Consider the following 26,243-nt stretch of genomic DNA (forward strand, 5'->3'; position numbering starts at 1 on the left):
ATCAAGCCGCGCCTTCGACCGGATCGCAAGCGGCTTTACGCCGCTTCGGTCTCAGCAACAGCCGCGGCGAGCAGCTTGACCGAACCGCCAGCCTTTTCGACCGCCTCGAGTGCGGGCTTCGACGCACCGGCAACCTCGAAGGTCACGGCGCCCTTGAGCTCGCCCGGGCCGAGAAGGCGCAGGCCGTCCTTGACGCGGCGCAGAACGCCGGCCTCGACCAGGACTTCGACGGTGATCGGCTTCGCCGTATCCAGCTTGCCGGCGTCGATCGCCTTCTGGATGCGGCCGAGGCTGATCTCGTTGTAGTCCTTGGCGAAGATATTGGTGAAACCGCGCTTCGGCAGGCGACGATGCAGCGGCATCTGGCCGCCCTCGAAGCCCTTGATCGCAACGCCGGTGCGCGACTTCTGGCCCTTGACGCCACGCCCACCGGTCTTGCCCTTGCCGGAGCCGATGCCGCGACCAACCCGGATGCGATCCTTGTGAGCGCCCGGATTGTCAGTGATCTCGTTCAGCTTCATCGAACTGTCCTCTCGCGGATCACGCCTCGTCCACGACGCGGACGAGGTGCGACACCTTGGCGATCATGCCCCGAACCGCAGGGGTGTCCTGCAGCGTCGCGCGGCGGCGGATCCTGTTGAGGCCGAGGCCGATCAGCGTAGCGCGCTGCTCGGCCGGCCGGCGAATCGGGCTTCCCGTCTGCTCGACGACGATCGTCTTAGCAGCGCTGGTGCCGTCGGTCTTCTTGGCCATCGTCCATAATCCTCGAATTCGGGCCTATCAGGCCTCGGCAGCCGCAACCTCGACCGCGTCGCCGCGGCGGGACTGCAGAACCGAAACCTTGATGCCGCGACGGGCCGCGACGGAGCGCGGGCTGTCCTCGGCGGCGAGCGCCGCAAACGTGGCACGCACCATGTTGTACGGGTTGGACGAGCCCATCGACTTCGCGACGACGTCCTGGACGCCGAGCGTCTCGAACACGGCGCGCATCGGGCCGCCGGCGATGATGCCGGTGCCGGGCGGTGCGGCGCGCAGGAAAACGCGACCGGCGCCGTGGCGACCGAACACGTCGTGATGCAGCGTGCGACCGTCGCGCAGCGGCACGCGGACCAGCGAACGCTTGGCGGCCTCGGTCGCCTTGCGGATCGCTTCCGGAACCTCACGCGCCTTGCCGTGGCCGAAGCCGACCCGGCCCTTCTGGTCGCCGACGACGACGAGGGCCGCGAAGCCGAACCGCCGTCCGCCCTTCACCACCTTCGCGACGCGATTGATGTGAACGAGCTTGTCGACGAATTCGCTGTCGCGCTCTTCCCGCTGCTCTCTTGCCATCGAAAGATCCAATCGTCTTGTTGTTTCGCTAGATGCGCCCGAGGCGCATCAGAAATCGAGACCGCCTTCGCGAGCTCCGTCGGCCAGCGCCTTCACGCGGCCGTGATACAGATACGGCCCGCGATCGAACACCACCTGCGTGACGCCCGCCGCCTTGGCGCGCTCGGCAATCAGCTTGCCCACCACCTCGGCGGCCGCCTTGTCGGCGCCGGTCTTCAGCGAGGAGCGCAGATCCTTCTCGAGCGTGGACGCCGAGGCGATCGTGTGCCCGGCCGCGTCGTCGATCACCTGAGCATAGATATGCTCGGACGAACGATGCACGCTGAGGCGCGGACGTCCCGACGCGACCTTCCGGATCGCACGGCGGACGCGCGCGGCGCGCCGATCCTTGATCGTATTGGCCATGACGGTCTCCGTTACTTCTTCTTGCCTTCCTTGCGGAAGATCACTTCGTTCGCGTACTTGACGCCCTTGCCCTTGTAGGGCTCCGGACCGCGGAATTCGCGGATCTCGGCGGCGACCTGACCGACACGCTGACGATCGATGCCCGAGATCAGGATCTCGGTCGGCTTGGCGCACTGGATCGTGATGCCGGCCGGGATCGGATAGACCACGTCGTGGCTGTAGCCCAGTGCCAGCTGCAGGTTGGTTCCCTGCACGGCAGCGCGGTAGCCGACGCCGTTGATCTCGAGCTTCTTGGAGAAGCCGTCCGTCACGCCCTTCATCAGGTTGGCGATCATCGTGCGCGACATGCCCCAGGCAGCCCGCGAGGGCTTGCTGTCGTCACGCGGCGCGACGTTCACGCCGCCCTCGCCCAGCTCCACCGTGACATGCTCGGTGAAATTGAACGTAAGCTCGCCCTTCGGTCCCTTAACGGACACCGTCTGGCCATTGATGGTGGCCGTAACGCCTTTCGGCACCGCCACCGGCTTCTTTCCGATACGAGACATCAGATCAATCCGTCCGGTTCGTGTTTCGCGTTAAACCAGATCAGAATACCTGGCACAGAACTTCGCCGCCGACATTCTGCTCGCGGGCGTCGGCATCCGACATGACGCCCTTCGGCGTCGAGAGGATGGAGACGCCGAGGCCATTCTTGACCCGCGGAATGTTCTTAACCGAAGCGTAGACACGCCGACCGGGCTTCGACACCCGCTCGATCGTCCGGATGACCGGCTCGCCGTCGAAATACTTCAGTTCGATCTCGATTTCGGCCTTGCCGTCACCGTGATCGACCATGGCAAAGCCACGGATGTAGCCCTCGGACTGCAACACGCCGAGCACGTTGTGGCGCAGCTTCGAAGCCGGGGTCGAAACCTTCGACTGCCGACGAAGCTGTGCGTTACGGATGCGGGTGAGCATATCACCCAGAGGATCGGTCATTGTCATCGGACCGTTCTCCTTACCAGCTCGACTTGACCAGGCCCGGGATCAATCCCAGCGACCCGAGTTCGCGCAGTGCGATACGCGACATCTTCAGCTTGCGATAGACACCGCGCGGACGCCCGGTGACCTCGCAGCGGTTGCGAATGCGCGTCGGCGAGGAGTTGCGGGGCAACTCAGCCAGCTTGAGGCGCGCCTGAAAGCGCTCCTCCAGCGGCAGCGACTCGTCGTTCGCGATCGCCTTCAGCTTCGAGCGACGGCCCGAATACTGCTTGGCGAGCTTGCGGCGCCGATCGTTCTTCTCGATGGAGCTCTTCTTAGCCATATCAGTCTCGTCCTCTCGGCTCGTTACTGGCGGAACGGGAAGTTGAGCGCCTTCAGCAGCGCCCGGGCTTCCTCGTCCGTCTTCGCGGTGGTGCAGACGATCACGTCCATGCCCCAGACCTGATCAACCTTGTCGTAGTTGATCTCCGGGAAAATGATGTGCTCCTTGATGCCCATGGCATAGTTGCCACGGCCGTCGAAGCTCTTCGGGTTCAGGCCGCGGAAGTCACGCACGCGCGGCAGCGCGATGGTGACCAGGCGATCCAGGAACTCGTACATGCGCGTCTTGCGCAGCGTGACCTTGCCGCCGATCGGCATGTTCTCGCGCACCTTGAAGGTCGCGATGGACTTGCGAGCACGCGTCAGGGCGGGCTTCTGACCGGCGATCATCGCCAGGTCGCCGAGCGCCGACGTCACCTTCTTGGAGTCGTTCACCGCCTCGCCGACGCCCATGTTCAGGACGATCTTGTCGAGGCGCGGAACCTCCATCGGGTTCTTGTAGCCAAATTCAGCGACGAGCTTCTCGCGAACCTCGTCCTGGTAGAACTTCCTGAGCCGCGGCTCGTAAGCTGCCTCAGCCATCGATCACATCTCCCGAACGCTTTGCGACGCGTTGCTTGCGCCCGTCTTCGGTCACCTTGAAGCCAACCCGGGTCGGCTTGCCGTCCTTGGGGTCGGCAACGGCGATGTTCGAGACATGGATCGGCAGCTCTTTCGAGATGATGCCGCCCTGCTCGCTCGCCGTCTGCTTCTGATGCTTGCGGCCAACATTGATGCCGCGCACCACCGCGCGCTGCTCGTCGGGGATCACCCGCAGAACTTCGCCCGTCTTGCCCTTATCCTTGCCGGCCAAGACGACGACGTTGTCGCCCTTCTTAATCTTAGCGGCCATATCACAGCACCTCCGGCGCGAGCGAGATGATCTTCATGTGGTTCTTCGCGCGCAATTCGCGCGGAACCGGTCCGAAGATACGGGTCCCGATCGGCTCCTTCTGATTGTTGATCAAGACGGCGGCGTTCTTGTCGAACCGGATGACGCTGCCGTCCGGACGGCGGATATCCTTCGCCGTGCGCACGACGACCGCCTTCATCACGTCGCCCTTCTTGACGCGGCCGCGCGGAATGGCCTCCTTGATCGACACGACGATGACGTCGCCGACCGATGCGTATTTCCGCTTCGAACCGCCGAGAACCTTGATGCACATCACACGACGAGCGCCGGAATTATCCGCCACGTCGAGGTTAGTTTGCATCTGAATCATGACTGGCCGCCTACTTTCCTGGTCGCTACCGCGCCAATCGGCGCAGCCACGACGAACCTCTTCTTATTTGCCGTCCGTCAGCTCGGTGCCGACAACGACCCAGCGCTTGTTCTTCGAGATCGGCTTCGTCTCCTCGATGAAGACCTGGTCGCCGACCTTGTAGGTGTTGCCCTCGTCATGGGCGTGATACTTCTTCGAACGACGCACCGTCTTCTTCATGACCGGGTGCGTAAAGCGCCGCTCGACGAGAACGACAACAGTCTTGTCGTTCTTGTCGCTGACGACGCTGCCCTGCAGAACGCGTTTCGGCATCCTCGTCTCCTCAGCGCTTGTCCGCCGCGCTCTTCTGCGCGGCGATGGTCTTGATTCTGGCGATGTCGCGGCGAACCTGCCGGACACGCGCCGTGTTCTCGAGCTGGCCGGTCGCCCGCTGAAAGCGCAGGTTGAACTGCTCCTTCTTCAGGTTCGCGAGTTCCGTCTCGAGCTGATCGGCGGTCTGGAGCCGAATATCCTTGGCCTTCATGGCTGTCGTCCTCGTCGGTCCGCCGATCACTCGGCGATGCGCTGCACGAAGCGCGTCTTGATCGGGAGCTTGGCGGCACCGAGACGGAGCGCCTCGCGGGCGGTCTCCTCGTCGACTCCGTCGATCTCGAACATGATGCGGCCGGGCTTGACGCGCGACGCCCAGTATTCCGGAGCGCCCTTGCCCTTGCCCATGCGGACTTCGGTCGGCTTCGACGTGACCGGAACATCCGGGAACACGCGGATCCAGACACGGCCGGCACGCTTCATGGCACGGGTGATCGCGCGGCGAGCCGCCTCGATCTGGCGCGCCGTGACGCGCTCCGGCTCCAGCGCCTTCAGGCCGAAACCGCCGAAGTTCAGGTCCGTACCACCCTTGGCGACGCCATGGATGCGGCCCTTGAACTGCTTGCGGAACTTGGTGCGCTTCGGTTGCAGCATTTTCGTTCTCTCTCGACTTCAGCCGGTTCCGACCTTACGCCGCGTTATCGCGACGACGGCCACCCGAGCCGGAGCCCTGTTCATTGCCTTCGGTCTGGCGACGCTCGGACGCCATCGGATCGTGCTCCAGGATCTCGCCCTTGAAGATCCAGACCTTGATGCCGCAGGCGCCGTACGCGGTATGCGCCGTTGCCGTGCCGTAATCAATGTCCGCACGAAGCGTGTGCAGCGGAACGCGGCCCTCGCGGTACCACTCCAGACGCGCGATCTCGGCGCCGCCGAGGCGGCCCGACGCGTTGATGCGGATACCCTCGGCGCCAAGACGCATCGCCGACTGGACCGAGCGCTTCATGGCGCGACGGAACGCGACGCGGCGCTCGAGCTGCTGGGCGATCGAAGCGGCCACCAGGTTCGCGTCGATCTCCGGCTTGCGGACCTCCACGATATTGATGTGCACTTCGCTGTCCGTCAGCTTGCCGACGATCTTGCGCAGCTTGTCGATATCGGCGCCCTTCTTGCCGATGACGATACCCGGGCGAGCCGAGTGGATCGTCACGCGGCACTTCTTGTGCGGGCGCTCGATTACGATCTTGGAGACCGCAGCCTGCTTCAGCTCCTTGAGGAGCGCGGCACGGATGCGCTGGTCCTCGTGGAGCAGCTTGCCGTATTCGCCCTTGTTGGCGAACCAGCGGCTGTCCCAGGTCCGGTTGATGCCGAGCCGAAGGCCGATCGGATTGACTTTCTGGCCCATCAGGCGGCCTCCTCAGCTTCACGCACGACGATCGTCAGGTGCGAAAACGGCTTCTCGATCCGGCCGACGCGACCGCGGGCCCGCGGCGAAAACCGCTTCATGACCATTGCCTTGCCCACGAAGGCTTCGGCAACGACAAGAGCGTCCACGTCGAGATCGTGATTGTTCTCGGCGTTGGCGATCGCACTCTCGAGCGTCTTCTTCACGTCGCGTGCAATGCGCTTCTCCGAGAAGGTCAGGTCCGCGAGAGCGGTGCTGGCCTTCTTGCCCCGGATCAGCTGGGCGACGAGATTGAGCTTGCGCGGAGAGACACGGATCATGCGCGTCATCGCGCGCGCCTCGGTGTCCTTCAGCGCGCGTTCGCGCTTCGGCTTGCCCATCTTACTTCCTCTTCGCCTTCTTGTCGGCCGTATGGCCATAGTAGGTGCGAGTCGGCGAGAACTCGCCGAACTTGTGCCCGACCATGTCCTCGTTGACGAGGACCGGAATGTGCTTCTGGCCGTTGTAAACGCCGAAGGTCAGGCCGACGAACTGCGGAAGGATCGTGGAACGACGGCTCCAAATCTTGATCACCTCGCTGCGGCCCGAAGAGCGGCTCTTCTCGGCCTTGCGAAGGAGGAAACCGTCGACGAACGGGCCTTTCCAGATGGAACGAGACATGGAAAGCCTCTCTTACTTGCTCTTGCGCAGATGACGGCTGCGCGCGATGAACTTGTCGGTCGACTTGTTGTTGCGGGTCTTCTTGCCCTTGGTGGGCTTGCCCCACGGGGTGACCGGATGACGGCCGCCCGACGTGCGGCCCTCGCCGCCACCGTGCGGATGGTCAACCGGGTTCATCGCGACGCCGCGCACGCTCGGACGCTTGCCGAGCCAGCGGTTGCGTCCCGCCTTGCCGATCGAAATATTCGAGTGATCCGGGTTCGACACCGCACCGACCGTCGCGAGGCAGGACTGGCTGACCAGACGCTGCTCGCCCGAGTTGAGGCGAAGGATCGCATAACCCTGATCGCGGCCGACATACTGCGCATAAGCGCCGGCCGAACGCGCGATCTGGCCACCCTTGCCGGGCTTCAGCTCGACATTGTGGACGATCGTGCCGACCGGCATGGCGCCGAGCGGCATGGTGTTGCCGGGCTTCACGTCGGCCTGGGCCGCCGAGATGACCGTGTCGCCGACCGCCAGGCGCTGCGGCGCCAGGATGTAGGAGAGCTCGCCGTCCGCATACTTGATCAGCGCGATGAACGCGGTGCGGTTCGGATCATATTCGATGCGCTCGACGACAGCCGGAATGTCCAGCTTGCGGCGCTTGAAATCGATGATGCGGTAGGCGCGCTTGTGACCGCCGCCACGACCATAGGCCGTCACGCGACCCAGATTGTTGCGACCGCCGCTCTGCCGCAGGCCAACCGTCAGACCCTTGACCGGCTTGCCGGCGTAGAGCTCCGAGCGATCGACGAGAACCAGCTGGCGCTGGCCTGGCGTGGTCGGCTTATAATGCTTGAGTGCCATGGCTTCAGCCTATTCTTCTTGCTCAGAGACCGGTCGACACGTCGATCGAGTCACCCTCGGCCAGCGTCACGATCGCCTTCTTGACGTCGCTCTGCTTACCGACGATGCCGCGGAAGCGCTTGACCTTGCCCTTGCGCACCAGCGTGTTGACGCCGGTCACCTTGACCTTGAACAGCGCCTCGACGGCAGCCTTGATCTCGGGCTTGGTGGCGGTCTTCAGAACGTTGAAGACAACCTTGCTCTGCTCCGTCGCAATGGTCGACTTTTCGCTGAGCACCGGGCTGCGGATGATGTCGTAGTGGGTCGGCTTGCTCATTTGAACCGCTCCTGCAGCGCTTCCACCGCGGCCTTGGTCAGAACCAGCTTCTCACGGCGCAGAATGTCGTAGACGTTGATGCCCTGGATCGGCAGCACGTCGATGTTCGGCACGTTGCGGGCCGCGAGGCCGAAATTCGCATTCACCTCGGCACCGTCGATGATCAGAGCATTCGCAAGCCCGAGCTTGGCGAAGCGCTCCTTGACCACCTTGGTCTTCGGCTGGTCGAGCACGACGTCGGAGACAACGACGAGATTCTCGCCCTTCACCTTGGCCGACAAAGCGTGCTTCAGCGCCAGGGCGCGGAACTTCTTCGTCAGGTCATGCGCATGGCTGCGGACGACCGGGCCGAACGCCTTGCCACCGCCGCGGAACTGCGGAGCGGTCTTGGCGCCGTGACGAGCACCGCCGGTGCCCTTCTGCTTGTACATCTTCTTGGTCGTTCCGCTGACTTCGGAACGGCCCTTCGACTTGTGCGTGCCAGCCTGGCGCTTGGCGAGCTGCCAGCGAACCATGCGCTGCAAGATGTCGCTGCGCGGGTCGAGACCGAAGATCTCGTCCGAGAGCGAAATCTCGCCGGCCTCGGCGCCGTCGAGCGTCGTGACCTTGATATCCATTATTCGGTCTCCTTCGCTTCGACCGCTGCCTCGGCAGCCGCGCGCAGCTTGATGGCGCCGGGAACCGGGACATCCTTCGGCAGAGCGCGCTTGACCGCGTCGCGAACCTCGATCCAGCCACCCTTCGAACCGGGAACCGAGCCCTCGACCATGATCAGGCCGCGCTCGACATCCGTACGGATGACCTTGAGATTCTGCGTGGTGACGCGGACATCACCCATGTGGCCGGCCATCTTCTTGTTCTTGAAGACCTTGCCGGGATCCTGGCGCTGACCCGTCGAACCATGAACGCGGTGCGAGACCGAGTTACCATGAGTCGCGCGGCCGCCACCAAAATTGTGACGCTTCATGACGCCGGCAAAGCCCTTGCCGATCGACACACCCGACACGTCGACGAACTGGCCGACGACGAAGTGCTCGGCCGTCAGTTCGGCGCCGATCTCGATCAGGTTGTCCGGCGATACACGGAACTCGACGACCTTGCGCTTGGGCTCGACTTCAGCCTTCGCAAAGTGGCCGCGTTCGGCCTTCGGCGTGTTCTTGACCTTGGCGAGGCCGGAGCCCAGCTGCACCGCGGTGTAGCCGTTCTTGTCTTCCGTACGGTGGGCGACAACCTGACAATTGTCGAGCTTGAGCACGGTGACCGGCACCTGCTCGCCCGCATCCGTATAGATGCGGGTCATGCCCAGCTTCTGTACGATCAATCCAGAGCGCATCTTGTCCTCGCTCGCCTCAGAGCTTGATTTCGACGTCCACACCGGCAGCGAGGTCGAGCTTCATCAGCGCGTCCACGGTCTGCGGGGTGGGATCGACGATGTCGAGAAGGCGCTTATGAGTGCGCATCTCGAACTGCTCGCGGCTCTTCTTGTCGATATGCGGCGACCGGTTCACGGTGAACTTCTCGATCTGAGTCGGCAGCGGCACGGGGCCGACGACGCGGGCACCGGTACGCTTGGCCGTGTTCACGATCTCGCGCGTCGAGGCATCGAGAATTCGATGATCGAACGCTTTGAGCCGGATCCGGATATTCTGACCGTTCATCGATTTGTGTCCTCAAGAAACGTGGGCGCGCCGCAACAAGCGCGCCCCGTCCGGATCTAGCCTTACTTGATGATGGAAGCGACGACGCCGGCGCCGACGGTGCGGCCGCCTTCGCGGATCGCGAAGCGGAGCTTCTCTTCCATCGCGATCGGAACGATCAGCGTCACTTCCATGGCGATGTTGTCGCCCGGCATCACCATCTCGACGCCTTCGGGAAGCGTCACCACGCCCGTCACGTCCGTCGTGCGGAAGTAGAACTGCGGACGGTAGTTGGTGAAGAACGGCGTATGACGGCCGCCCTCTTCCTTCGTCAGGATGTACGCCTCGGCCTTGAACACCGTGTGCGGCGTCACCGAGCCGGGCTTGCACAGCACCTGGCCGCGCTCCACGCCTTCGCGATCAACGCCGCGGATCAGCGCGCCGATGTTGTCGCCGGCCTGGCCCTGATCGAGCAGCTTGCGGAACATCTCGACGCCGGTCACCGTCGTCTTCTTCGTGTCGCGGATGCCGACGATCTCGACTTCCTCGCCGACCTTGACGATGCCGCGCTCGACGCGACCCGTCACCACCGTGCCACGACCCGAGATCGAGAACACGTCCTCGATCGGCATCAGGAACGGAAGGTCGATCGGACGCTCCGGCTGCGGGATATAGGTGTCGACGGCCGTCATCAGCTCGAGGATCGCATCCTCGCCCAGCTTCGCGTCGCCATCGTTCAGCGCCACGACCGCAGAGCCCTTGACGATCGGAATGTCGTCGCCCGGATAGTCATAGGACGACAGCAGCTCGCGAACCTCGAGCTCGACGAGCTCCAGCAGCTCCGGATCGTCGACCAGGTCGACCTTGTTCAGGAACACGACAAGCGCCGGAACGCCGACCTGACGGGCGAGCAGGATGTGCTCGCGGGTCTGCGGCATCGGGCCGTCGGCGGCCGACACGACCAGGATCGCGCCGTCCATCTGCGCCGCGCCGGTGATCATGTTCTTCACATAATCGGCGTGGCCGGGGCAGTCGACATGGGCGTAGTGGCGGTTCTGCGTCTCGTACTCGACATGCGCCGTCGAGATCGTGATGCCGCGCGCGCGCTCCTCGGGAGCCGCGTCGATCTGGTCATACGCCTTGAACGTCGCGCCGCCCGTCTTCGCAAGAACCTTCGTGATCGCCGCAGTCAGCGACGTCTTGCCATGATCGACGTGACCGATCGTGCCAATGTTGCAGTGCGGCTTCGTACGCTCGAATTTCTCTTTTGCCATCGGACTTCTCCGTCTCGTTCAGCTGGTTTCGTGTCGCGCTATCTAGAAAGGGCTCAGGCGTACTTCGCCTGAACTTCCTGAGCGACGGCCTGCGGAACCTGCTCATAGTGGTCAAACTGCATCGTGTAGCTCGCGCGCCCCTGGCTCATGGAGCGCAGGTTGTTCACGTAGGAGAACATGTTCGCGAGCGGCACGAAGGCGGTGATGACATTCGCGTTGCCGCGCATGTCCTGGCCCTGGATCTGGCCACGGCGGGAATTCAGATCGCCGATAACCGAGCCGACGAAATCTTCCGGCGAGACCACTTCGACCTTCATGATGGGCTCGAGAAGGGCCGGATTGGCCTTCAGGAGACCTTCGCGAAGAGCGGCACGCGAGGCGATTTCGAACGCGATCGCCGAGGAGTCCACCTCGTGATAGGCGCCGTCGATCAGCGAGACCTTGACGTCCACGACCGGGAAGCCGGCGATCGGGCCGGAGGTCATGACCGAGTTCAGGCCCTTTTCGACGCCCGGGACGTATTCCTTCGGAACCACGCCGCCGACGATCTTGTTCTCGAACTGGTAGCCAGCGCCGATCTCGTTCGGCTCGATCATGAACTTGACGCGAGCGAACTGGCCGGTACCACCGGTCTGCTTCTTGTGCGTGTAGTCGATCTCGGTCGCCTTGCGGATCGTCTCGCGATACGCAACCTGCGGAGCACCGACATTCACGTTGATGTTGTACGGCGCACGGCGAAGGATATCGATCTTGATGTCGAGGTGAAGCTCGCCCATGCCCTTGATGATGGTCTGGCCGGACTCGCTGTCGGTCGACACGCGGAAGGACGGATCCTCGGACGCGAGCTTCTGCAGGGCAAGCGACAGCTTCTCCTGATCGGCCTTCGTCGCCGCCTCGACCGACATCTCGATGACGGGGTCCGGGAACTCCATCTTCTCGAGGATGACGGGCGACGCCGGATCGCAGAGCGTGTCGCCGGTGCGGGCTTCCTTGAGGCCGACCAGAGCGACGATGTCGCCGGCATAGGCCTCTTCGATGTCCTCACGCGAATTGGCGTGCATCTGGACCATGCGGCCGATGCGCTCGCGCTTTTCCTTGGTCGAGTTGAGCAGCGTCGTACCCTTCTGCAGCACACCCGAATAGATGCGTGCGAAGGTCAGGATGCCGAACGGGTCCTCGATGATCTTGAACGCGAGCATCGAGAGCGGCTCGGAGTCGGTCGAATGACGCTCGACTTCCTGCTCGGTCTTCGGGTCGATGCCCTTGGTCGGCGGAACGTCGACCGGCGACGGCAGGTAGTCGACGACCGCGTCGAGCAGCGTCTGCACGCCCTTGTTCTTGAACGCCGAGCCCGTGAGGACCGGGAACCAGGTCGAATGCAGCACGGCCTTGCGGATGAGCGACTTCAGCGTCGCGACGTCGGGCTCGGTGCCCTCGAGATAGGCTTCCATCGCGGTGTCGTCGAGCTCGACGGCAGCCTCGATCAGTTCGGCGCGAGCCTCCTGAGCCCGCTCCAGCAGATCGGCCGGGATCTCGACGACGTCATACTTCGCGCCGAGGCTCTCGTCGTGCCAGACAACCGCACGCATCTCGACGAGGTCGATGATGCCCTTGAAGTCCTGCTCGGCGCCGATCGGCAGCTGGATCGGGACGGGACGCGCGCCGAGGCGGGTCTTGATGTCCGCGATGCACATGTCGAAGTTCGCGCCGGTCTTGTCCATCTTGTTGCAGAAGACAATGCGCGGCACGTGGTACTTGTCGCCCTGGCGCCAGACGGTCTCGGTCTGGGGCTCGACACCCTGGTTGGAGTCGAGCACGCACACGGCACCGTCGAGAACGCGCAGCGAACGCTCGACTTCGATCGTGAAGTCGACGTGGCCGGGCGTGTCGATGATGTTCAGGCGCTTGCCGTTCCAGAAGGTGGTCGTGGCCGCAGACGTGATCGTGATGCCACGCTCCTGCTCCTGCTCCATGTAGTCCATGGTGGCGGCGCCGTCATGGACTTCGCCGATCTTATGGCTCTTGCCGGAGTAGTAGAGGATGCGCTCGGTCGTCGTGGTCTTGCCGGCATCGATGTGGGCCATGATGCCGAAATTGCGGTAGTCTTCGATCTTGTGCGTGCGGGCCATGATGGTCTCACCTTGTCCGATCGTTACCAGCGATAATGCGAGAAGGCGCGGTTGGCCTCCGCCATGCGGTGCGTGTCTTCGCGCTTCTTGACCGCGTTGCCGCGATTGTTCGAAGCGTCGAGGAGCTCGCCCGAGAGGCGCTCGATCATCGTCTTCTCGTTGCGGGCACGGGCAGCCGTCAGCAGCCAGCGGATCGCGAGGGCCTGGCGGCGGTCCGTACGAACCTCGACCGGGACCTGATAGGTCGCACCACCGACGCGGCGCGAACGAACTTCGATATGCGGCGCGACATTGTCCAGCGCCTGGCGGAACACGGCAACCGGCTCCTGCTTGGTGCGGGCCTGGATGACGTCGAGGGCGCCGTAAACGATGCTCTCGGCAACCGACTTCTTGCCGTCATACATGACGGCATTCATGAACTTGGTGACGACGATATCGCCGAACTTCGGGTCCGGGATGATCTCGCGCTTCTCGGCTTTATGGCGACGGGACATAAACGAAACCCCTTACTTCGGACGCTTCGCGCCGTACTTCGAACGACGCTGCTTACGGTTCTTGACGCCCTGGGTGTCGAGCACGCCGCGCAGAATGTGGTAGCGCACGCCCGGCAAGTCCTTGACGCGACCGCCGCGGATCATGACGACCGAGTGTTCCTGCAGGTTATGGCCCTCACCAGGGATGTAGCCGATAACCTCGAACTGATTGGTCAAACGCACCTTGGCGACCTTACGAAGCGCCGAGTTCGGCTTCTTCGGGGTCGTCGTATAAACGCGCGTGCAGACGCCGCGCTTCTGCGGGTTCTGCTCGAGCGCGGGAACCTTGTTCCGCTTGGCCGGCGCCTGGCGAGGCTTCCGGATCAACTGATTAATAGTCGGCATGCGTCGCCTTTCAGCTAGCCTACGGTCCTGATCGCATCGCTTCCCAACCCTCGCCGGTGACCTTGCGGCCATAAACGAAGGGCGCCATTCCACCCGGAGGTGGAGGCGCCACGAGAAGCAGAGGATCACGGCTTACGCCGCGATCATGCGTGTCGCATTCTTAACGTCGTTGTCGATCCAGACAGTGTTTAAGTCCGAACTCCGCGGCGCGGCGCCAGCGAACGCTTTAGACTTACCACCTGCCCGAAAGCTCGCGGAACCTACTTATTCCCCCCCTCCGCGTCAACCCCTGTTTACGGTTCTTTGGCAGAGCCGCTTTCCGGGAAGATTCCTGCGACGGCCAAGCTTTCGCGGTTCGATTGATGCGGAGATGAGGGGTTCTGCGCAATTATCGTTCGCCACGACCCCGGATACCCGGTCGCCGCAGCGAATCGTGCCGAACTATTGCGGCGGGGGAACCTTCACGCTGAAGGGTTTCCCCTTCTCGCCGGTGACGATCATCAAGATTCGCACCGTCTCATCGCCCACGACTCGCCCGTCATGCGGGCGATTGACCATTTCCGCGAACGAATCGCCGGCCTTGAAGATTCGCTTCTCGCCGCCGGCCGTCTGCACCTCGATGGTGCCCTGGAGGATATAGGCATAGGCGGGATAGGGGTGCTCGTGCCAGCCGGTCTCGGCGCCAGGCGGAATCTCGACCATCAATGTGAGCACCTCGGGCGCGTCGACGTCGGGGTAGCGGATCGGTTCACCGCTCGACGTCGTCTGCGTATCGAGCAGGCGCTTCACCTTGACGCTCGGCTTGTAGCTCTCTTCCGCATGCGCTCCCGACACGCCGAGAACCAGCATCACCCCCAGGACTGTCTTCCAAGGCAGCATCCGACTTCCCTCCCCTTTTGATTGCGTTGGCCGTTCCTCTGCAGCCGGTCTTGCCTACAGGAGCCTGACCCGATGAGAAAGGGCCGCACTGGGCGGCCCTTGCATGATCACAGCAGAGGGCGCCGCAGCGGGCGCCCGGGCGATCTATGCGGCCACGCTCCTATTGACCGACGTCGGTCGTCGATTTGATCGCATCGCCCGTGGCCGCCGCGCTGTCCGACACCTGATTGCCGAATGCCTCGACATTCTGGTCGAAGTTCTTGCGCGTGTTCGGATCGACGATCGCGACCGGTGCGGCGACGACGAGGCCCGCGGCCGTGCCGACGGTCGCGGCGGCGCCGGCCGAGGCCGCGATGATCCTGTCACCAAGGCCGATGCGGGAATCGGTGATCGTCTGGCCCTGCGCGAGCCGGAGCCCGATCGCCTGCACCACTTGCGGGCTCTCGGCGAACTTGCCGTGGTTAAGCCTGTCGGCGGTCTTCAGGTCCGTCAGGTCGATGACCGTGACGTTCTCCGCCGCGAGCTGGCTCTTATAGGGCTCCAGCGTCGGGTTGATCTGGCCGAGCCGCTCGACATTGCCCCAGATCCGCCGCGACGCCGCCAGCGCGCGATCGTCCTGCGAGACGAACAGCGTGAAGTTCGGCCGCTTGGGTCCGATATCAGCCATCTGGCTGCGGAAGACATCGACGTCGACATCCGGCGAGGCCAGCATGACGTTCTTGATCTTCGGCGCGATGCGGCCGTTGCGGATCGCCATCTGCCGAAGCGCCTCGATGGTCACCCAATTGCCCATGGAATGCGCGAGGATCGAGATCTCGCCGACATTGGGGTCTGCCGCCAGCGAGGAGAGCAGCTTCTCGAGCGCGTCGCGCGAATAATTGGTGCTCTCGCGGTCATAGCCATAGGCGAGCAGGCTGCCACGCGAAGGCCAGGTGAAGAGCACCGGCACGACATCGGAATGGGAGTCGTGCACGATCTGGGCGAAGCGATAGACGGCGTCGTCGAACTGGTTGTTGAAGCCATGGATGAAGACGAGCGCCTGGCGCCCGGGCGTCTTGACGATGCGCTTGTTGAACCAGGTCTTCGCCTGGGCCAGCGTCATGTCTTCCGCCTTCACGGTCACGAAATCGGTCGCGGGATTGCCCGGCAGCTTCTTCGGCCACTGCACCTCGCCGACCTTACGAACCTGCTCGGGCGGGATCGAGACGACGATGTTCGCGAAGTCGAGCTGCGAGCCGCGCTCGCCGGAGAAGATGACGCCCGGCTTGTCCGAACGCAGGCGCGTCGTCGCGACCCCGATGTCGACGAGGCTCGTTCCCTGGGCGGTCAGCGCGACCGGCGCCAGCACGCCTTCCGGACGGCCGCCGCATCCCGCAAGCACGAGAACCGCTACCACGCCGACGCAAACCGCCCGCAACTGCCGAACGCCAAAGGACAAGATCACCATTCTCCAGAGAGAGACGCTCCCATACCACGCCAGCCCGACGCGGCCCATCCCCCGGCCTCGCCGCGAGACGACAAGAAAAAGGCCGCCCGGAGGCGGCCTCTTCATTCTTCGTGGCAGAACGCGCAGCCTGCTCGGGCTGCGCCCTTAGATCACTTGCCCGCGGCGAGCGCCGCGGTGCCATCGCTGGCGAGGCCGTCGATCGTGGCGAGCGGAATCGAGACGACCTTGTCGAGCTTCGACAGGGCACCGAGATCGAACTTCGTGTAGTTCATGCCCTTATAGGTGCGCAGGAACAGCGTATCCTGAGTGAGGTCCGTGAGCGCGGTCCAGGACGTGTATTCGCTGGTGAAGGCGGGGGCGTCCTTGGTCAACGCCGCGGCGATGCCCTCATTGCCGGCGCCGCCCGCGTCCTTGGTGATGTCCTTCGGGCGATCGAAATTGTTCATGACATGGGCGACGGTGCGGATCGCGTCGTCCGGGTTGGACACCTTCTCCGCGAACTGGGCGTAATAGACCGCGCGCACGAACCGGCCGACGGACGTATTCGACGCCGGCAGGCCTTCGGTTGCGATGCCGGAATCCGGCTGGGCGACCGCGAGATTGCCGAACTTGTTGGTCGAACGGTCCAGATTGTTTAGGAAGGTGTAGTTGTTGAGATTGGTCAGATGCCACGCCAGGCTCGGACCGTTCGTCATCACGCCAACCGGGTTGTCGTAGACGGTCTGCTTGCCATCGGCGAACTCGATGACGATCGAAGCGCCGGTCCGATCGTGCAAGACGTAGTGGAAAGGCGACTTGGCATTGCCTAGCAGAGCCAACGGCGCGAGCAGCACCGGCTGGCTGGCGAGCGCCGCCTTCACTTCAGCGACCGTCGCGAACTGGCCGAGGGTCCACGAGCCCAAATCGATCGCCGACAGCGCGGCTTTCGTCTTCTGGAAGGCCGCACCGGGACCATTGGCATCGGCGAAAGCGAGCAGGCTGAAGGTCAGCCCCTTCTCATTCAGTCCCTCGACGATCTTGAGATCGTCCATCGAACCATCGGGCACGGTCACGGCCAGCACGCGATAGGTGCTGGCGTAGTCCAGCGCCGCCGCATCGGCTGAGCCCTGCGACGTCGTGCGCTGACCCGCGGGGAAATAGGTCACGAAATAAGGCAGCTCGCCGGCGAGCTCGAGCGTGCGGCCGGCATAGGGCGCTCCGTTCGCGTCGAAATAGAGCAACGACGTGCACGCAGATGCCGGCGCGGCCGCTGCCATCGACAGCGCAAGGATGGTGGAGACCGCAGATCCGAACAGTCTGGCTCGACGCGAAAATTGCATGATCAACTCTGTGTGGGAGGGTACGCCGCACTGTGGGTCACGACCCGTGACAGGGCAATGGCACAAAGGGACCCCAGCCCGCGAAATCGTCCGAGGCACACCGAAATCCGCGGTCTTCGGGTAGCAAGCCAGGCGCGTGCGCTGCTTCAGCGCTGCGCTGACTGATGGGAAGGGTGCGCCCCTCCCCCTGACGAAGAAACGAAAAAGGCCGCCCGAAGGCGGCCTTTTCCATTTTCCGTCGCTGACCGACCGACCTATTCGGCCGCGTTGGTCAGATTGCCGAGCAGGCCGCCCGGCGCAGGCGTCGGCTCCGGCGCCGAAGACGTCCGCCGGCGCTCCTCGAGGATCAGCTCGTCGCGCTTGGTCGCGATCTCGCGGATGCGGTTCATGGAGCCACCCGTGCCCGCCGGGATCAGCCGGCCGACGATGATGTTCTCCTTGAGGCCTTCCAGCGGATCGACCTTGCCGTTGACGGCCGCTTCCGTGAGGACGCGGGTCGTCTCCTGGAACGAGGCCGCCGAGAAGAACGACCGCGTCTGCAGGCTCGCCTTGGTGATGCCGAGCAGGACCGGATTGCCGATGGCGATCTTCTTGCCCTCGGCCTTCGCCTTCTCGTTGATCAGGTCGAACTCGAGCTGGTCGACCTGCTCGCCGGAGAAGAACTCCGTCTCGCCGCCGTCCACGACCTCGACCTTCTGCAGCATCTGGCGAACGATCACCTCGATGTGCTTGTCGTTGATCTGCACGCCCTGGAGCCGGTAGACGTCCTGGATCTCGTTGACGAGATAGGCTGCGAGAGCCTCCACGCCCTTGATCGCCAGAATGTCGTGCGGCGCCGGGTTGCCGTCCATGATGTAGTCGCCCTTCTCGACGGCATCGCCCTCCTGGAGATGGAATGGCTTGCCCTTCGGGATGAGATACTCGACCGGCTGCAGCGGCAGACCCGCCGCATCCACCGAGCCTTCGGCCGGCTCGATGATGACGCGACGCTTGTTCTTGTAGTCACGGCCGAAGCGGACGGTACCGTCCATCTCGGCAATGATGGCGTGATCCTTCGGACGACGGGCCTCGAAGAGCTCGGCGACACGCGGCAGACCGCCGGTGATGTCACGCGTCTTCGCGCCTTCCGTCGGGATACGCGCCAGCACGTCGCCGGCGTGGACCTCGGAGCCCGGATCGACCGAGAGAATGGTCTCGACCGAAAGCAGGTACCGCGCCTCGCTGCCACGAGCGAGCTTGAGCACCTTGCCGTCCTTGCCCTTGACGACGATCGCCGGCTTCAGGTCGCCGCCGCGCGGATTGGCACGCCAGTCGATGACGACGCGCTTGGTGATGCCCGTCGACTCGTCGGCCGTCTCGGTGACCGAGATGCCCTCGACCATGTCCTCGTAGCCGATCGTGCCGTTGACCTCGGTCAGCACCGGGCGGGTATAGGGATCCCACTCGGCGAGACGCTGGCCGCGCTTGACGTGGTCACCCTCGTCGACATGCAGGCGCGAACCATAGGTCACGCGGTTGACCGCGCGCTCCGTGCCGTCCTTGTCGACGATGACGATCGCCATGTTGCGGCCGAGGGCGATGAGCTTGCCCTCGGAGTCGCGCACGATGTTGCGGTTACGGATCTGGACCGTACCCTCGAAGCTCGACTCGATGAACGACGAGTCCACCACCTGTGCCGTTCCGCCGATGTGGAACGTACGCATGGTGAGCTGCGTGCCCGGCTCGCCGATCGACTGCGCCGCGATGACGCCGACGGCCTCGCCCATGTTCACGGGCGTGCCGCGCGCCAAGTCACGGCCATAGCAGGCCGCGCAGACGCCGATCTTGGTGTCGCAGGTGAGCACCGAGCGGATCTTCGCCGACTGAACGCCAGCCTTCTCGACCTTCTCGACGTCACGCTCCTCGATGAGCTTGCCAGCCGGAACCAGCACCTCGCCCGTCGCGGCCGAGACGATATCCTCCGCCGCGGTACGGCCGAGGATACGCAGACCGAGCGACGCCACGACCTGACCGGAGTCGATCACAGCCTGCATCTTGAGGCCGTTGGTCGTGCCGCAATCCGTCTCGATGATGATGCAGTCCTGCGCCACGTCGACGAGACGACGCGTCAGGTAGCCCGAGTTCGCGGTCTTCAGGGCGGTGTCGGCCAGACCCTTACGGGCACCGTGGGTCGAGTTGAAGTACTCGAGAACGGTGAGGCCTTCCTTGAAGTTCGAGATGATCGGGTTCTCGATGATCTCGCCCGACGGCTTGGTCATCAGACCGCGCATACCGGCAAGCTGCTTCATCTGCGTGGGCGAACCGCGCGCACCGGAGTGGCTCATCATATAGACCGAGTTCATCGGCTTCTGACGGCCCGTTTCCTCGTCGATCTTGACGGCGGAAATGCCCTTCATCATCTCCTCGGCGACGCGATCACCGCACTTCGCCCAGGCATCGACGACCTTGTTGTACTTCTCACCATAGGTGATGAGGCCGTCATTGTACTGCTGCTCGTAATCCTTCACGAGCGCCTGCGTCTCTTCGACGAGCTTCGCCTTCGCGGCCGGGATGACCATGTCGTCCTTGCCGAACGAGATGCCCGCACGGCAGGCCTCGCGGAAGCCGAGCGCCATGATCCGGTCGCAGAAAATGACCGTCTCCTTCTGACCGCAATGGCGGTAGACGGCGTCGATCGTGTTCGAGATCTCCTTCTTCGTCATCAGCTTGTTGACGACGTCGAAAGGCAGGTTCACGTGCTTGGGCAGCAGTTCGCCGATGAGCAGGCGGCCGGGCGTCGTGTCATAGATCTTCGACACGACGTTTCCGGCGGCGTCCACGCCGCGATAGCGTCCCTTGATCTTCGTGTGCAGCGTGATCGCCTTGGCGGCGAGCGCGTGCTCGATCTCGGGGATCGACCCGAACAGCATGCCCTGGCCCGGCTCGCCCTCTGCCATGATGGAGAGGTAATAGAGGCCGAGCACGATGTCCTGCGACGGCACGATGATCGGCATGCCGTTCGCCGGGTGCAGGATGTTGTTGGTCGACATCATCAGGACGCGCGCTTCCAGCTGCGCTTCCAGCGACAGCGGGACGTGCACGGCCATCTGGTCGCCGTCGAAGTCGGCGTTGAAGGCCGAGCAGACGAGCGGATGCAGCTGGATCGCCTTGCCTTCGATCAGCACCGGCTCGAAAGCCTGGATGCCGAGACGGTGCAGGGTCGGGGCGCGGTTGAGCAGGATCGGATGCTCGCGGATGACCTCGTCCAGGATATCCCAGACCTCCGGCCGCTCCTTCTCGACGAGCTTCTTCGCCTGCTTCACCGTCGAGGAGAAGCCCTTGGCGTCGAGGCGCGAATAGATGAACGGCTTGAACAGCTCGAGCGCCATCTTTTTCGGCAGGCCGCACTGGTGCAGCTTCATCTCCGGGCCAACCACGATGACCGAACGGCCGGAATAGTCGACGCGCTTGCCGAGCAGGTTCTGACGGAAGCGGCCCTGCTTGCCCTTCAGCATGTCCGACAGCGACTTCAGCGGACGCTTGTTGGCGCCCGTGATCACGCGGCCGCGGCGGCCATTGTCAAACAGTGCGTCGACGGCCTCCTGCAGCATGCGCTTTTCGTTGCGGATGATGATGTCCGGCGCGCGCAGCTCGATCAGCCGCTTCAGGCGGTTGTTGCGATTGATCACGCGGCGATAGAGGTCGTTCAGGTCGGAGGTCGCGAAACGACCGCCGTCGAGCGGAACGAGCGGACGCAGATCCGGCGGGATGACCGGGATCTGGGTCATGATCATCCACTCCGGCCGGTTGCCGGACTCGATGAAGGCCTCGACGAGCTTCAGGCGCTTGCCGAGCTTCTTGGGCTTCAGCTCCGAGGTCGACGTGGCGATCTCTTCGCGGAGGTCCACGGCGAGCTTCGGCAGGTCGAGCGCCATCATCATCTCGCGGATGGCTTCCGCGCCGATCATGGCCGTGAACGAGTCATCGCCATACTCGTCCTGGGCGCGCAGATACTCTTCCTCGGTCAGGAGCTGACGCTCCTTGAGCGGGGTGAGGCCGGGCTCCAGAACGACGTAGTTCTCGAAATAGAGGATGCGCTCAAGATCCTTGAGCGTCATGTCCATCAGCATGCCGATGCGGGACGGCAGCGACTTCAGGAACCAGATGTGCGCGACGGGCGCGGCGAGCTCGATATGGCCCATGCGGTCGCGCCGGACGCGCGCCAGCGTGACCTCGACGCCGCACTTCTCACAGATGATGCCCTTGTACTTCATGCGCTTGTACTTGCCGCACAAGCACTCGTAGTCCTTGATCGGTCCGAAGATACGCGCGCAGAAAAGGCCGTCACGCTCGGGCTTGAACGTGCGGTAGTTGATCGTCTCGGGCTTCTTGATCTCGCCATACGACCAGGAGAGGATCTTCTCCGGGCTCGCGATATGGATGCGGATCTGGTCGAAGTTCTGCGCCGGCTGGGCCAGCGGGTTGAAGATGTTCGCGACTTCCTGATTCATCGCCGATCTCCTGTTGCACCGATCGGGCAGGGCCGACGCCCTGCCCCGATCGCCGCGTATGAGTGAATTCGCTTCATTCGGGTGGGCAGCGGATTACTCCGCCGCGTCCGGAAGCTGCTCGGCGGGGGCATCCCCGATCCGCTTCGACTGATTGAGCTCGACGTCGAGGCCGAGTGAACGCATTTCCTTGACCAGAACGTTGAACGATTCCGGAATACCGGCTTCGAACGTGTCGTCGCCACGGACGATCGCCTCGTAGACCTTGGTACGACCGGCAACGTCGTCCGACTTCACCGTCAGCATCTCCTGCAGCGTGTAGGCGGCGCCATAGGCTTCGAGCGCCCACACCTCCATTTCGCCGAAGCGCTGACCGCCGAACTGCGCCTTGCCACCGAGCGGCTGCTGGGTAACCAGCGAGTACGGGCCGATCGAGCGGGCGTGGATCTTGTCGTCCACCAGATGGTGCAGCTTCAGCATGTAGATGTAGCCGACGGTCACCTTGCGGTCGAAGGACTCGCCGGTCCGGCCGTCATAGAGAACGACCTGGCCGGAGGATTCGAGACCTGCGTCCTTCAGCATGTCGACGATGTCCGGCTCGCGCGCACCGTCGAAGACCGGCGTCGCAATCGAGACGCCCTTCTTCAGATGCTGGCTGAGGCGGATCACCGACTCGTCGTCATAGTCAGCGATCTTCTCGTTCTTCGGCCCGCTATAGATGTCGTCGAGCGTCAGGCGGAGCGGCTTCACGTCGCCCGTCTTCTTATAGTCCTCGAGCATCTTGCCGATCTTGAGGCCCATGCCGGCACAAGCCCAGCCGAGATGGGTCTCGAGGATCTGGCCGACATTCATGCGGCTCGGCACGCCGAGCGGATTGAGCACGATGTCGACATGCGTGCCGTCCTCCAGGAAGGGCATGTCCTGCACCGGAACGATGCGCGAGACGACACCCTTGTTGCCGTGACGGCCGGCCATCTTGTCGCCCGGCTGGATCTTGCGCTTCACGGCAACGAAGACCTTGACCATCTTCATCACGCCGGGCGGCAGCTCGTCGCCGCGCTGCAGCTTCTCGACCTTGTCGATGAAGCGCTTCTCCAGCCGCTTGCGGCTCTCGTCATACTGGCCGCGCAGCGCCTCGATCTCGCCCATGAGCTTCTCGTCGGCGACGGCGAACTGCCACCACTGGCTACGAGGATATTCCTCGATGACCTCGCGGCTGAGCACCGTTTCCTTCTTGAAGTTCTTCGGGCCGCTCGAGGCCGTCTTGCCGGCGAGCATGTCGACCAGTCGGCCATAGACGTTGCGGTCCAGGATGGCCTGCTCGTCGTCACGGTCCTTAGCGAGCCGCTCGATTTCCTCGCGCTCGATCGCCATGGCGCGCTCGTCCTTCTCGACGCCGTGCCGATTGAACACACGCACCTCGACGATCGTGCCGGTGACGCCCGGCGGAACGCGCAGCGACGTGTCGCGCACGTCAGACGCCTTCTCGCCGAAGATGGCGCGCAGCAGCTTCTCTTCCGGCGTCATCGGGCTTTCGCCCTTCGGCGTGATCTTGCCGACCAGGATGTCGCCAGCCTGGACGTCGGCACCGATATAGACGATGCCGGCTTCGTCGAGGTTCTTCAGCGCCTCTTCCGAAACGTTCGGAATGTCGCGCGTGATTTCCTCGGGGCCGAGCTTCGTGTCGCGCGCCATCACCTCGAATTCCTCGATGTGGATCGAGGTGAAGACGTCGTCCGACACGATCCGCTCGGAGAGAAGGATCGAGTCCTCGAAGTTGTAGCCGTTCCACGGCATGAACGCGACGAGCACGTTCCGGCCGAGCGCCAGATCGCCGAGATCGGTCGACGGGCCGTCGGCCAGGATGTCGCCCTTGCCCACGATGTCGCCGACGCGCACCAGCGGACGCTGGTTGATGCAGGTCGACTGGTTCGAGCGCTGGAACTTCATCAGCCGGTAGATGTCGACGCCGGACTTCGACGGATCGAGGTCCTCGGTGGCGCGGATGACGATACGGGTCGCGTCGACCTGGTCGACCACGCCGCCGCGGCGGGCCGCGATGGCCGCGCCGGAGTCACGCGCCACGACGCTTTCCATGCCGGTGCCGACGAACGGCGCCTCGGCGCGGACGAGCGGCACGGCCTGACGCTGCATGTTCGAGCCCATGAGGGCGCGGTTCGCGTCGTCATTCTCGAGGAACGGGATCAGCGCGGCAGCGACCGAGATGACCTGCTTCGGCGAGACGTCCATCAGGTCGACGCGCTCGGGCGCGACCATGACGTTTTCACCCGCATGACGGCAGACGATCAGGTCGTCGACGACCTTGCCGCTCGCGTCGAGCGCCATGTTCGCCTGGGCGACATAGTACTTCGACTCTTCCATGGCGGAGAGATAGACGATCTCGTCCGTCGCGACGCCGTCCTTGACGCGCCGGTACGGGCTCTCGATGAAGCCGTACTTGTTGACGCGCGCAAACGTCGCCAGCGAGTTGATCAGGCCGATATTCGGGCCTTCCGGTGTCTCGATCGGGCAGATGCGGCCGTAATGCGTCGGGTGCACGTCGCGCACCTCGAAGCCGGCGCGCTCGCGCGTCAGACCGCCCGGGCCAAGCGCCGAGAGACGACGCTTGTGCGTGATCTCGCTGAGCGGGTTGGTCTGGTCCATGAACTGCGACAGCTGCGAGGAGCCGAAGAACTCGCGCACGGCGGCAGCCGCCGGCTTGGCGTTGATCAGATCCTGCGGCATGACGTTGCCGATCTCGACCGACGACATGCGCTCCTTGATCGCGCGCTCCATGCGGAGCAGGCCGACGCGATACTGGTTCTCCATGAGCTCGCCGACCGAACGCACGCGGCGATTGCCGAGATTGTCGATGTCGTCGATCTCGCCCTTGCCGTCGCGCAGCTCGACGAGCATGCGGATGACCGCGAGGATATCCTCCTCGCGCAGCACGCGGACGGTATCCTCGGCATGCAGGTCGAGGCGCATGTTCATCTTGACGCGACCGACCGCGGACAGGTCGTAGCGCTCGCTGTCGAAGAACAGCGAGTGGAACATGGCCTGCGCCGAATCCATGGTCGGCGGCTCGCCCGGACGCATCACGCGATAGATGTCGAACAGCGCGTCTTCACGCGTCTCGTTCTTGTCCACCGCGAGCGTGTTGCGGATATAGGCGCCGACATTGATGTGGTCGATGTCGAGAACCGGGATCTCGTCGTAGCCGGCCGTCTCGAGCGTCGCGAGCAGCTTCTCGGAGATCTCCGTGCCGGCCTCGGCGTAGATCTCGCCGGACTGCGGATTGGCGATATCCTCGGCGATATAGGCGCCGAAGAGTTCCTCGTCGGAGACCTTGAGCGCCTTGACGCCCTTCTCGGCGATCGCACGGGCAGCGCGGGCGGTCAGCTTCTTGCCGGCCTCCACGACGACTTCGCCGGTGTCTGCATCGACGAGATCCGACGCCGCCTTGAGCCCGCGCATACGCGCCGGGTCATAGGGCATACGCCAGCCGCCATTGACCTTGGAATAGGTCAGCTTGTTGTAGAACGTGTCGAGGATCTCCTCGCCGTCCATGCCGAGCGCGAACAGCAGCGACGTCACCGGAATCTTCCGGCGACGGTCGATACGCGCATAGACGATGTCCTTGGCGTCGAACTCGATGTCGAGCCAGGAACCGCGATAGGGGATGATGCGGGCGGCGAAGAGCAGCTTGCCGCTCGAATGCGTCTTGCCCTTGTCGTGATCGAAGAACACGCCAGGCGAACGATGCATCTGCGAGACGATGACGCGCTCGGTGCCATTGACGATGAAGGTGCCGTTCAGCGTCATGAGCGGCATTTCGCCCATGTACACTTCCTGCTCCTTGATGTCCTTGACGGACTTGGCGCCGGTATCCTCGTCGACATCGAACACGATCAGGCGCAGCGTCACCTTGAGCGGCGCGGAGAACGTCATGCCGCGCTGGCGGCACTCGTCGACGTCATACTTGGGCGGATCGAAGTCATAGCGAACGAACTCGAGCAGCGCCGTGTTCGAGAAGTCGGAAATCGGGAAGACCGACTTGAAGACAGCCTGCAAGCCCTCGTCCGGTCGCCCGCCCTCCGGCTCCTCCACCATGAGGAACTGGTCGTAGGACGCCTTCTGAACCTCGATGAGGTTCGGCATCTCGGCGACGTCGCCGATCGACCCGAAGAACTTGCGGATGCGCTTACGACCGGTGAATGCCTGGGCCATGTTCGCTCCTTTTCGTGTTTCAAAAGAACGGCTGTCCGGAAAGCCGTATAGCCGCGTTTTGGCGCGGCTCTCAGGACAGCGGTCCCCGGGGACCGTTAGACCGGCCGGCCCCGCGAGGCGGGGCCG

30 protein-coding genes are annotated in these 26,243 nt (G+C 63.8%); all 30 read right to left on the bottom strand.

Annotated features, from left to right (window positions below):
• Positions 1 to 35 precede the first annotated feature (35 nt).
• Complete coding sequence (gene rplO, locus GGR25_RS04780) at positions 36 to 521, bottom strand: 50S ribosomal protein L15 (protein WP_183397545.1); 486 nt, start codon at positions 519 to 521, stop codon at positions 36 to 38.
• Positions 522 to 540: 19 nt separating this feature from the next.
• On the bottom strand, positions 541 to 753 hold the full coding sequence (gene rpmD / locus GGR25_RS04785; RefSeq protein WP_183397546.1) for a 50S ribosomal protein L30: 213 nt from the start codon (positions 751 to 753) through the stop codon (positions 541 to 543).
• Positions 754 to 780: 27 nt separating this feature from the next.
• A complete protein-coding gene (rpsE, locus tag GGR25_RS04790) occupies positions 781 to 1,329 on the bottom strand; it encodes a 30S ribosomal protein S5 (RefSeq protein ID WP_183397547.1) in 549 nt (182 codons plus the stop codon).
• Positions 1,330 to 1,377: 48 nt separating this feature from the next.
• Positions 1,378 to 1,734: a 50S ribosomal protein L18 gene (rplR, locus tag GGR25_RS04795; RefSeq protein ID WP_183397548.1), complete on the bottom strand. Its 357-nt coding sequence runs from the start codon at positions 1,732 to 1,734 to the stop codon at positions 1,378 to 1,380.
• An 11-nt stretch (positions 1,735 to 1,745) separates the two neighbouring features.
• On the bottom strand, positions 1,746 to 2,279 hold the full coding sequence (gene rplF, locus GGR25_RS04800) for a 50S ribosomal protein L6 (RefSeq protein ID WP_183397549.1): 534 nt from the start codon (positions 2,277 to 2,279) through the stop codon (positions 1,746 to 1,748).
• Positions 2,280 to 2,319: 40 nt separating this feature from the next.
• On the bottom strand, positions 2,320 to 2,718 hold the full coding sequence (rpsH, locus tag GGR25_RS04805) for a 30S ribosomal protein S8 (protein WP_183397550.1): 399 nt from the start codon (positions 2,716 to 2,718) through the stop codon (positions 2,320 to 2,322).
• 13 nt (positions 2,719 to 2,731) lie between these two features.
• Complete coding sequence (gene rpsN, locus GGR25_RS04810) at positions 2,732 to 3,037, bottom strand: 30S ribosomal protein S14 (RefSeq protein ID WP_183397551.1); 306 nt, start codon at positions 3,035 to 3,037, stop codon at positions 2,732 to 2,734.
• Positions 3,038 to 3,060: 23 nt separating this feature from the next.
• On the bottom strand, positions 3,061 to 3,618 hold the full coding sequence (gene rplE / locus GGR25_RS04815; protein WP_183397552.1) for a 50S ribosomal protein L5: 558 nt from the start codon (positions 3,616 to 3,618) through the stop codon (positions 3,061 to 3,063).
• Positions 3,611 to 3,928: a 50S ribosomal protein L24 gene (rplX, locus tag GGR25_RS04820; RefSeq protein WP_183397553.1), complete on the bottom strand. Its 318-nt coding sequence runs from the start codon at positions 3,926 to 3,928 to the stop codon at positions 3,611 to 3,613. Before rplX ends, rplE begins: the two co-directional genes overlap by 8 nt.
• Before the next feature lies 1 nt (position 3,929).
• Positions 3,930 to 4,298: a 50S ribosomal protein L14 gene (gene rplN / locus GGR25_RS04825; RefSeq protein WP_183397554.1), complete on the bottom strand. Its 369-nt coding sequence runs from the start codon at positions 4,296 to 4,298 to the stop codon at positions 3,930 to 3,932.
• A gap of 63 nt (positions 4,299 to 4,361) precedes the next feature.
• Positions 4,362 to 4,610, bottom strand: coding sequence for a 30S ribosomal protein S17 (gene rpsQ / locus GGR25_RS04830; protein ID WP_183397555.1), 249 nt, complete (start codon positions 4,608 to 4,610; stop codon positions 4,362 to 4,364).
• Between the two features lie 10 nt (positions 4,611 to 4,620).
• Positions 4,621 to 4,821, bottom strand: a complete 201-nt coding sequence (rpmC, locus tag GGR25_RS04835) for a 50S ribosomal protein L29 (RefSeq protein ID WP_183397556.1) — start codon at positions 4,819 to 4,821, stop codon at positions 4,621 to 4,623.
• Between the two features lie 26 nt (positions 4,822 to 4,847).
• A complete protein-coding gene (rplP, locus tag GGR25_RS04840; protein WP_183397557.1) occupies positions 4,848 to 5,261 on the bottom strand; it encodes a 50S ribosomal protein L16 in 414 nt (137 codons plus the stop codon).
• A gap of 34 nt (positions 5,262 to 5,295) precedes the next feature.
• A complete protein-coding gene (gene rpsC / locus GGR25_RS04845) occupies positions 5,296 to 6,012 on the bottom strand; it encodes a 30S ribosomal protein S3 (RefSeq protein ID WP_183397558.1) in 717 nt (238 codons plus the stop codon).
• Entirely contained in the window at positions 6,012 to 6,392 is a 381-nt protein-coding gene (gene rplV / locus GGR25_RS04850) for a 50S ribosomal protein L22 (RefSeq protein WP_183397559.1), read from the bottom strand. Before rplV ends, rpsC begins: the two co-directional genes overlap by 1 nt.
• A 1-nt stretch (position 6,393) precedes the next feature.
• Entirely contained in the window at positions 6,394 to 6,672 is a 279-nt protein-coding gene (gene rpsS / locus GGR25_RS04855) for a 30S ribosomal protein S19 (RefSeq protein WP_183397560.1), read from the bottom strand.
• A 12-nt stretch (positions 6,673 to 6,684) separates the two neighbouring features.
• The gene (gene rplB / locus GGR25_RS04860) at positions 6,685 to 7,521 is read right to left on the bottom strand and encodes a 50S ribosomal protein L2 (protein ID WP_183397561.1); all 837 of its coding nucleotides are present in this window, start codon (positions 7,519 to 7,521) and stop codon (positions 6,685 to 6,687) included.
• Between the two features lie 22 nt (positions 7,522 to 7,543).
• The gene (locus GGR25_RS04865) at positions 7,544 to 7,837 is read right to left on the bottom strand and encodes a 50S ribosomal protein L23 (RefSeq protein ID WP_183397562.1); all 294 of its coding nucleotides are present in this window, start codon (positions 7,835 to 7,837) and stop codon (positions 7,544 to 7,546) included.
• Positions 7,834 to 8,454, bottom strand: a complete 621-nt coding sequence (rplD, locus tag GGR25_RS04870) for a 50S ribosomal protein L4 (RefSeq protein ID WP_183397563.1) — start codon at positions 8,452 to 8,454, stop codon at positions 7,834 to 7,836. Before rplD ends, GGR25_RS04865 begins: the two co-directional genes overlap by 4 nt.
• Entirely contained in the window at positions 8,454 to 9,170 is a 717-nt protein-coding gene (gene rplC / locus GGR25_RS04875) for a 50S ribosomal protein L3 (RefSeq protein ID WP_183397564.1), read from the bottom strand. Before rplC ends, rplD begins: the two co-directional genes overlap by 1 nt.
• A gap of 16 nt (positions 9,171 to 9,186) precedes the next feature.
• Positions 9,187 to 9,495 (bottom strand): 30S ribosomal protein S10, encoded by a 309-nt coding sequence (gene rpsJ / locus GGR25_RS04880; RefSeq protein WP_018184903.1) that lies wholly within the window; start codon positions 9,493 to 9,495, stop codon positions 9,187 to 9,189.
• Between the two features lie 62 nt (positions 9,496 to 9,557).
• Entirely contained in the window at positions 9,558 to 10,748 is a 1,191-nt protein-coding gene (gene tuf, locus GGR25_RS04885; protein WP_183397565.1) for an elongation factor Tu, read from the bottom strand.
• A gap of 53 nt (positions 10,749 to 10,801) precedes the next feature.
• Positions 10,802 to 12,877 carry an elongation factor G gene (fusA, locus tag GGR25_RS04890; protein WP_183397566.1) on the bottom strand — a complete coding sequence of 692 codons (2,076 nt, stop codon included), beginning with the start codon at positions 12,875 to 12,877 and terminating at the stop codon, positions 10,802 to 10,804.
• A gap of 23 nt (positions 12,878 to 12,900) precedes the next feature.
• Positions 12,901 to 13,371, bottom strand: a complete 471-nt coding sequence (rpsG, locus tag GGR25_RS04895; RefSeq protein ID WP_183397567.1) for a 30S ribosomal protein S7 — start codon at positions 13,369 to 13,371, stop codon at positions 12,901 to 12,903.
• Positions 13,372 to 13,383: 12 nt separating this feature from the next.
• Positions 13,384 to 13,755 (bottom strand): 30S ribosomal protein S12, encoded by a 372-nt coding sequence (rpsL, locus tag GGR25_RS04900; protein WP_073058749.1) that lies wholly within the window; start codon positions 13,753 to 13,755, stop codon positions 13,384 to 13,386.
• Between the two features lie 441 nt (positions 13,756 to 14,196).
• A complete protein-coding gene (locus tag GGR25_RS04905; protein ID WP_183397568.1) occupies positions 14,197 to 14,634 on the bottom strand; it encodes a cupin domain-containing protein in 438 nt (145 codons plus the stop codon).
• 160 nt (positions 14,635 to 14,794) lie between these two features.
• Positions 14,795 to 16,081 carry an alpha/beta hydrolase gene (locus tag GGR25_RS04910; protein ID WP_183397569.1) on the bottom strand — a complete coding sequence of 429 codons (1,287 nt, stop codon included), beginning with the start codon at positions 16,079 to 16,081 and terminating at the stop codon, positions 14,795 to 14,797.
• A 149-nt stretch (positions 16,082 to 16,230) separates the two neighbouring features.
• Positions 16,231 to 17,400, bottom strand: coding sequence for a linear amide C-N hydrolase (locus GGR25_RS04915; RefSeq protein ID WP_183397570.1), 1,170 nt, complete (start codon positions 17,398 to 17,400; stop codon positions 16,231 to 16,233).
• Between the two features lie 254 nt (positions 17,401 to 17,654).
• The gene (gene rpoC / locus GGR25_RS04920; RefSeq protein ID WP_183397571.1) at positions 17,655 to 21,890 is read right to left on the bottom strand and encodes a DNA-directed RNA polymerase subunit beta'; all 4,236 of its coding nucleotides are present in this window, start codon (positions 21,888 to 21,890) and stop codon (positions 17,655 to 17,657) included.
• Between the two features lie 93 nt (positions 21,891 to 21,983).
• Positions 21,984 to 26,117, bottom strand: a complete 4,134-nt coding sequence (rpoB, locus tag GGR25_RS04925) for a DNA-directed RNA polymerase subunit beta (RefSeq protein WP_183397572.1) — start codon at positions 26,115 to 26,117, stop codon at positions 21,984 to 21,986.
• Positions 26,118 to 26,243: the final 126 nt, after the last annotated feature.

Origin of the sequence: Kaistia hirudinis, assembly GCF_014196455.1 — a bacterium.
Classification (GTDB): domain Bacteria; phylum Pseudomonadota; class Alphaproteobacteria; order Rhizobiales; family Kaistiaceae; genus Kaistia; species Kaistia hirudinis.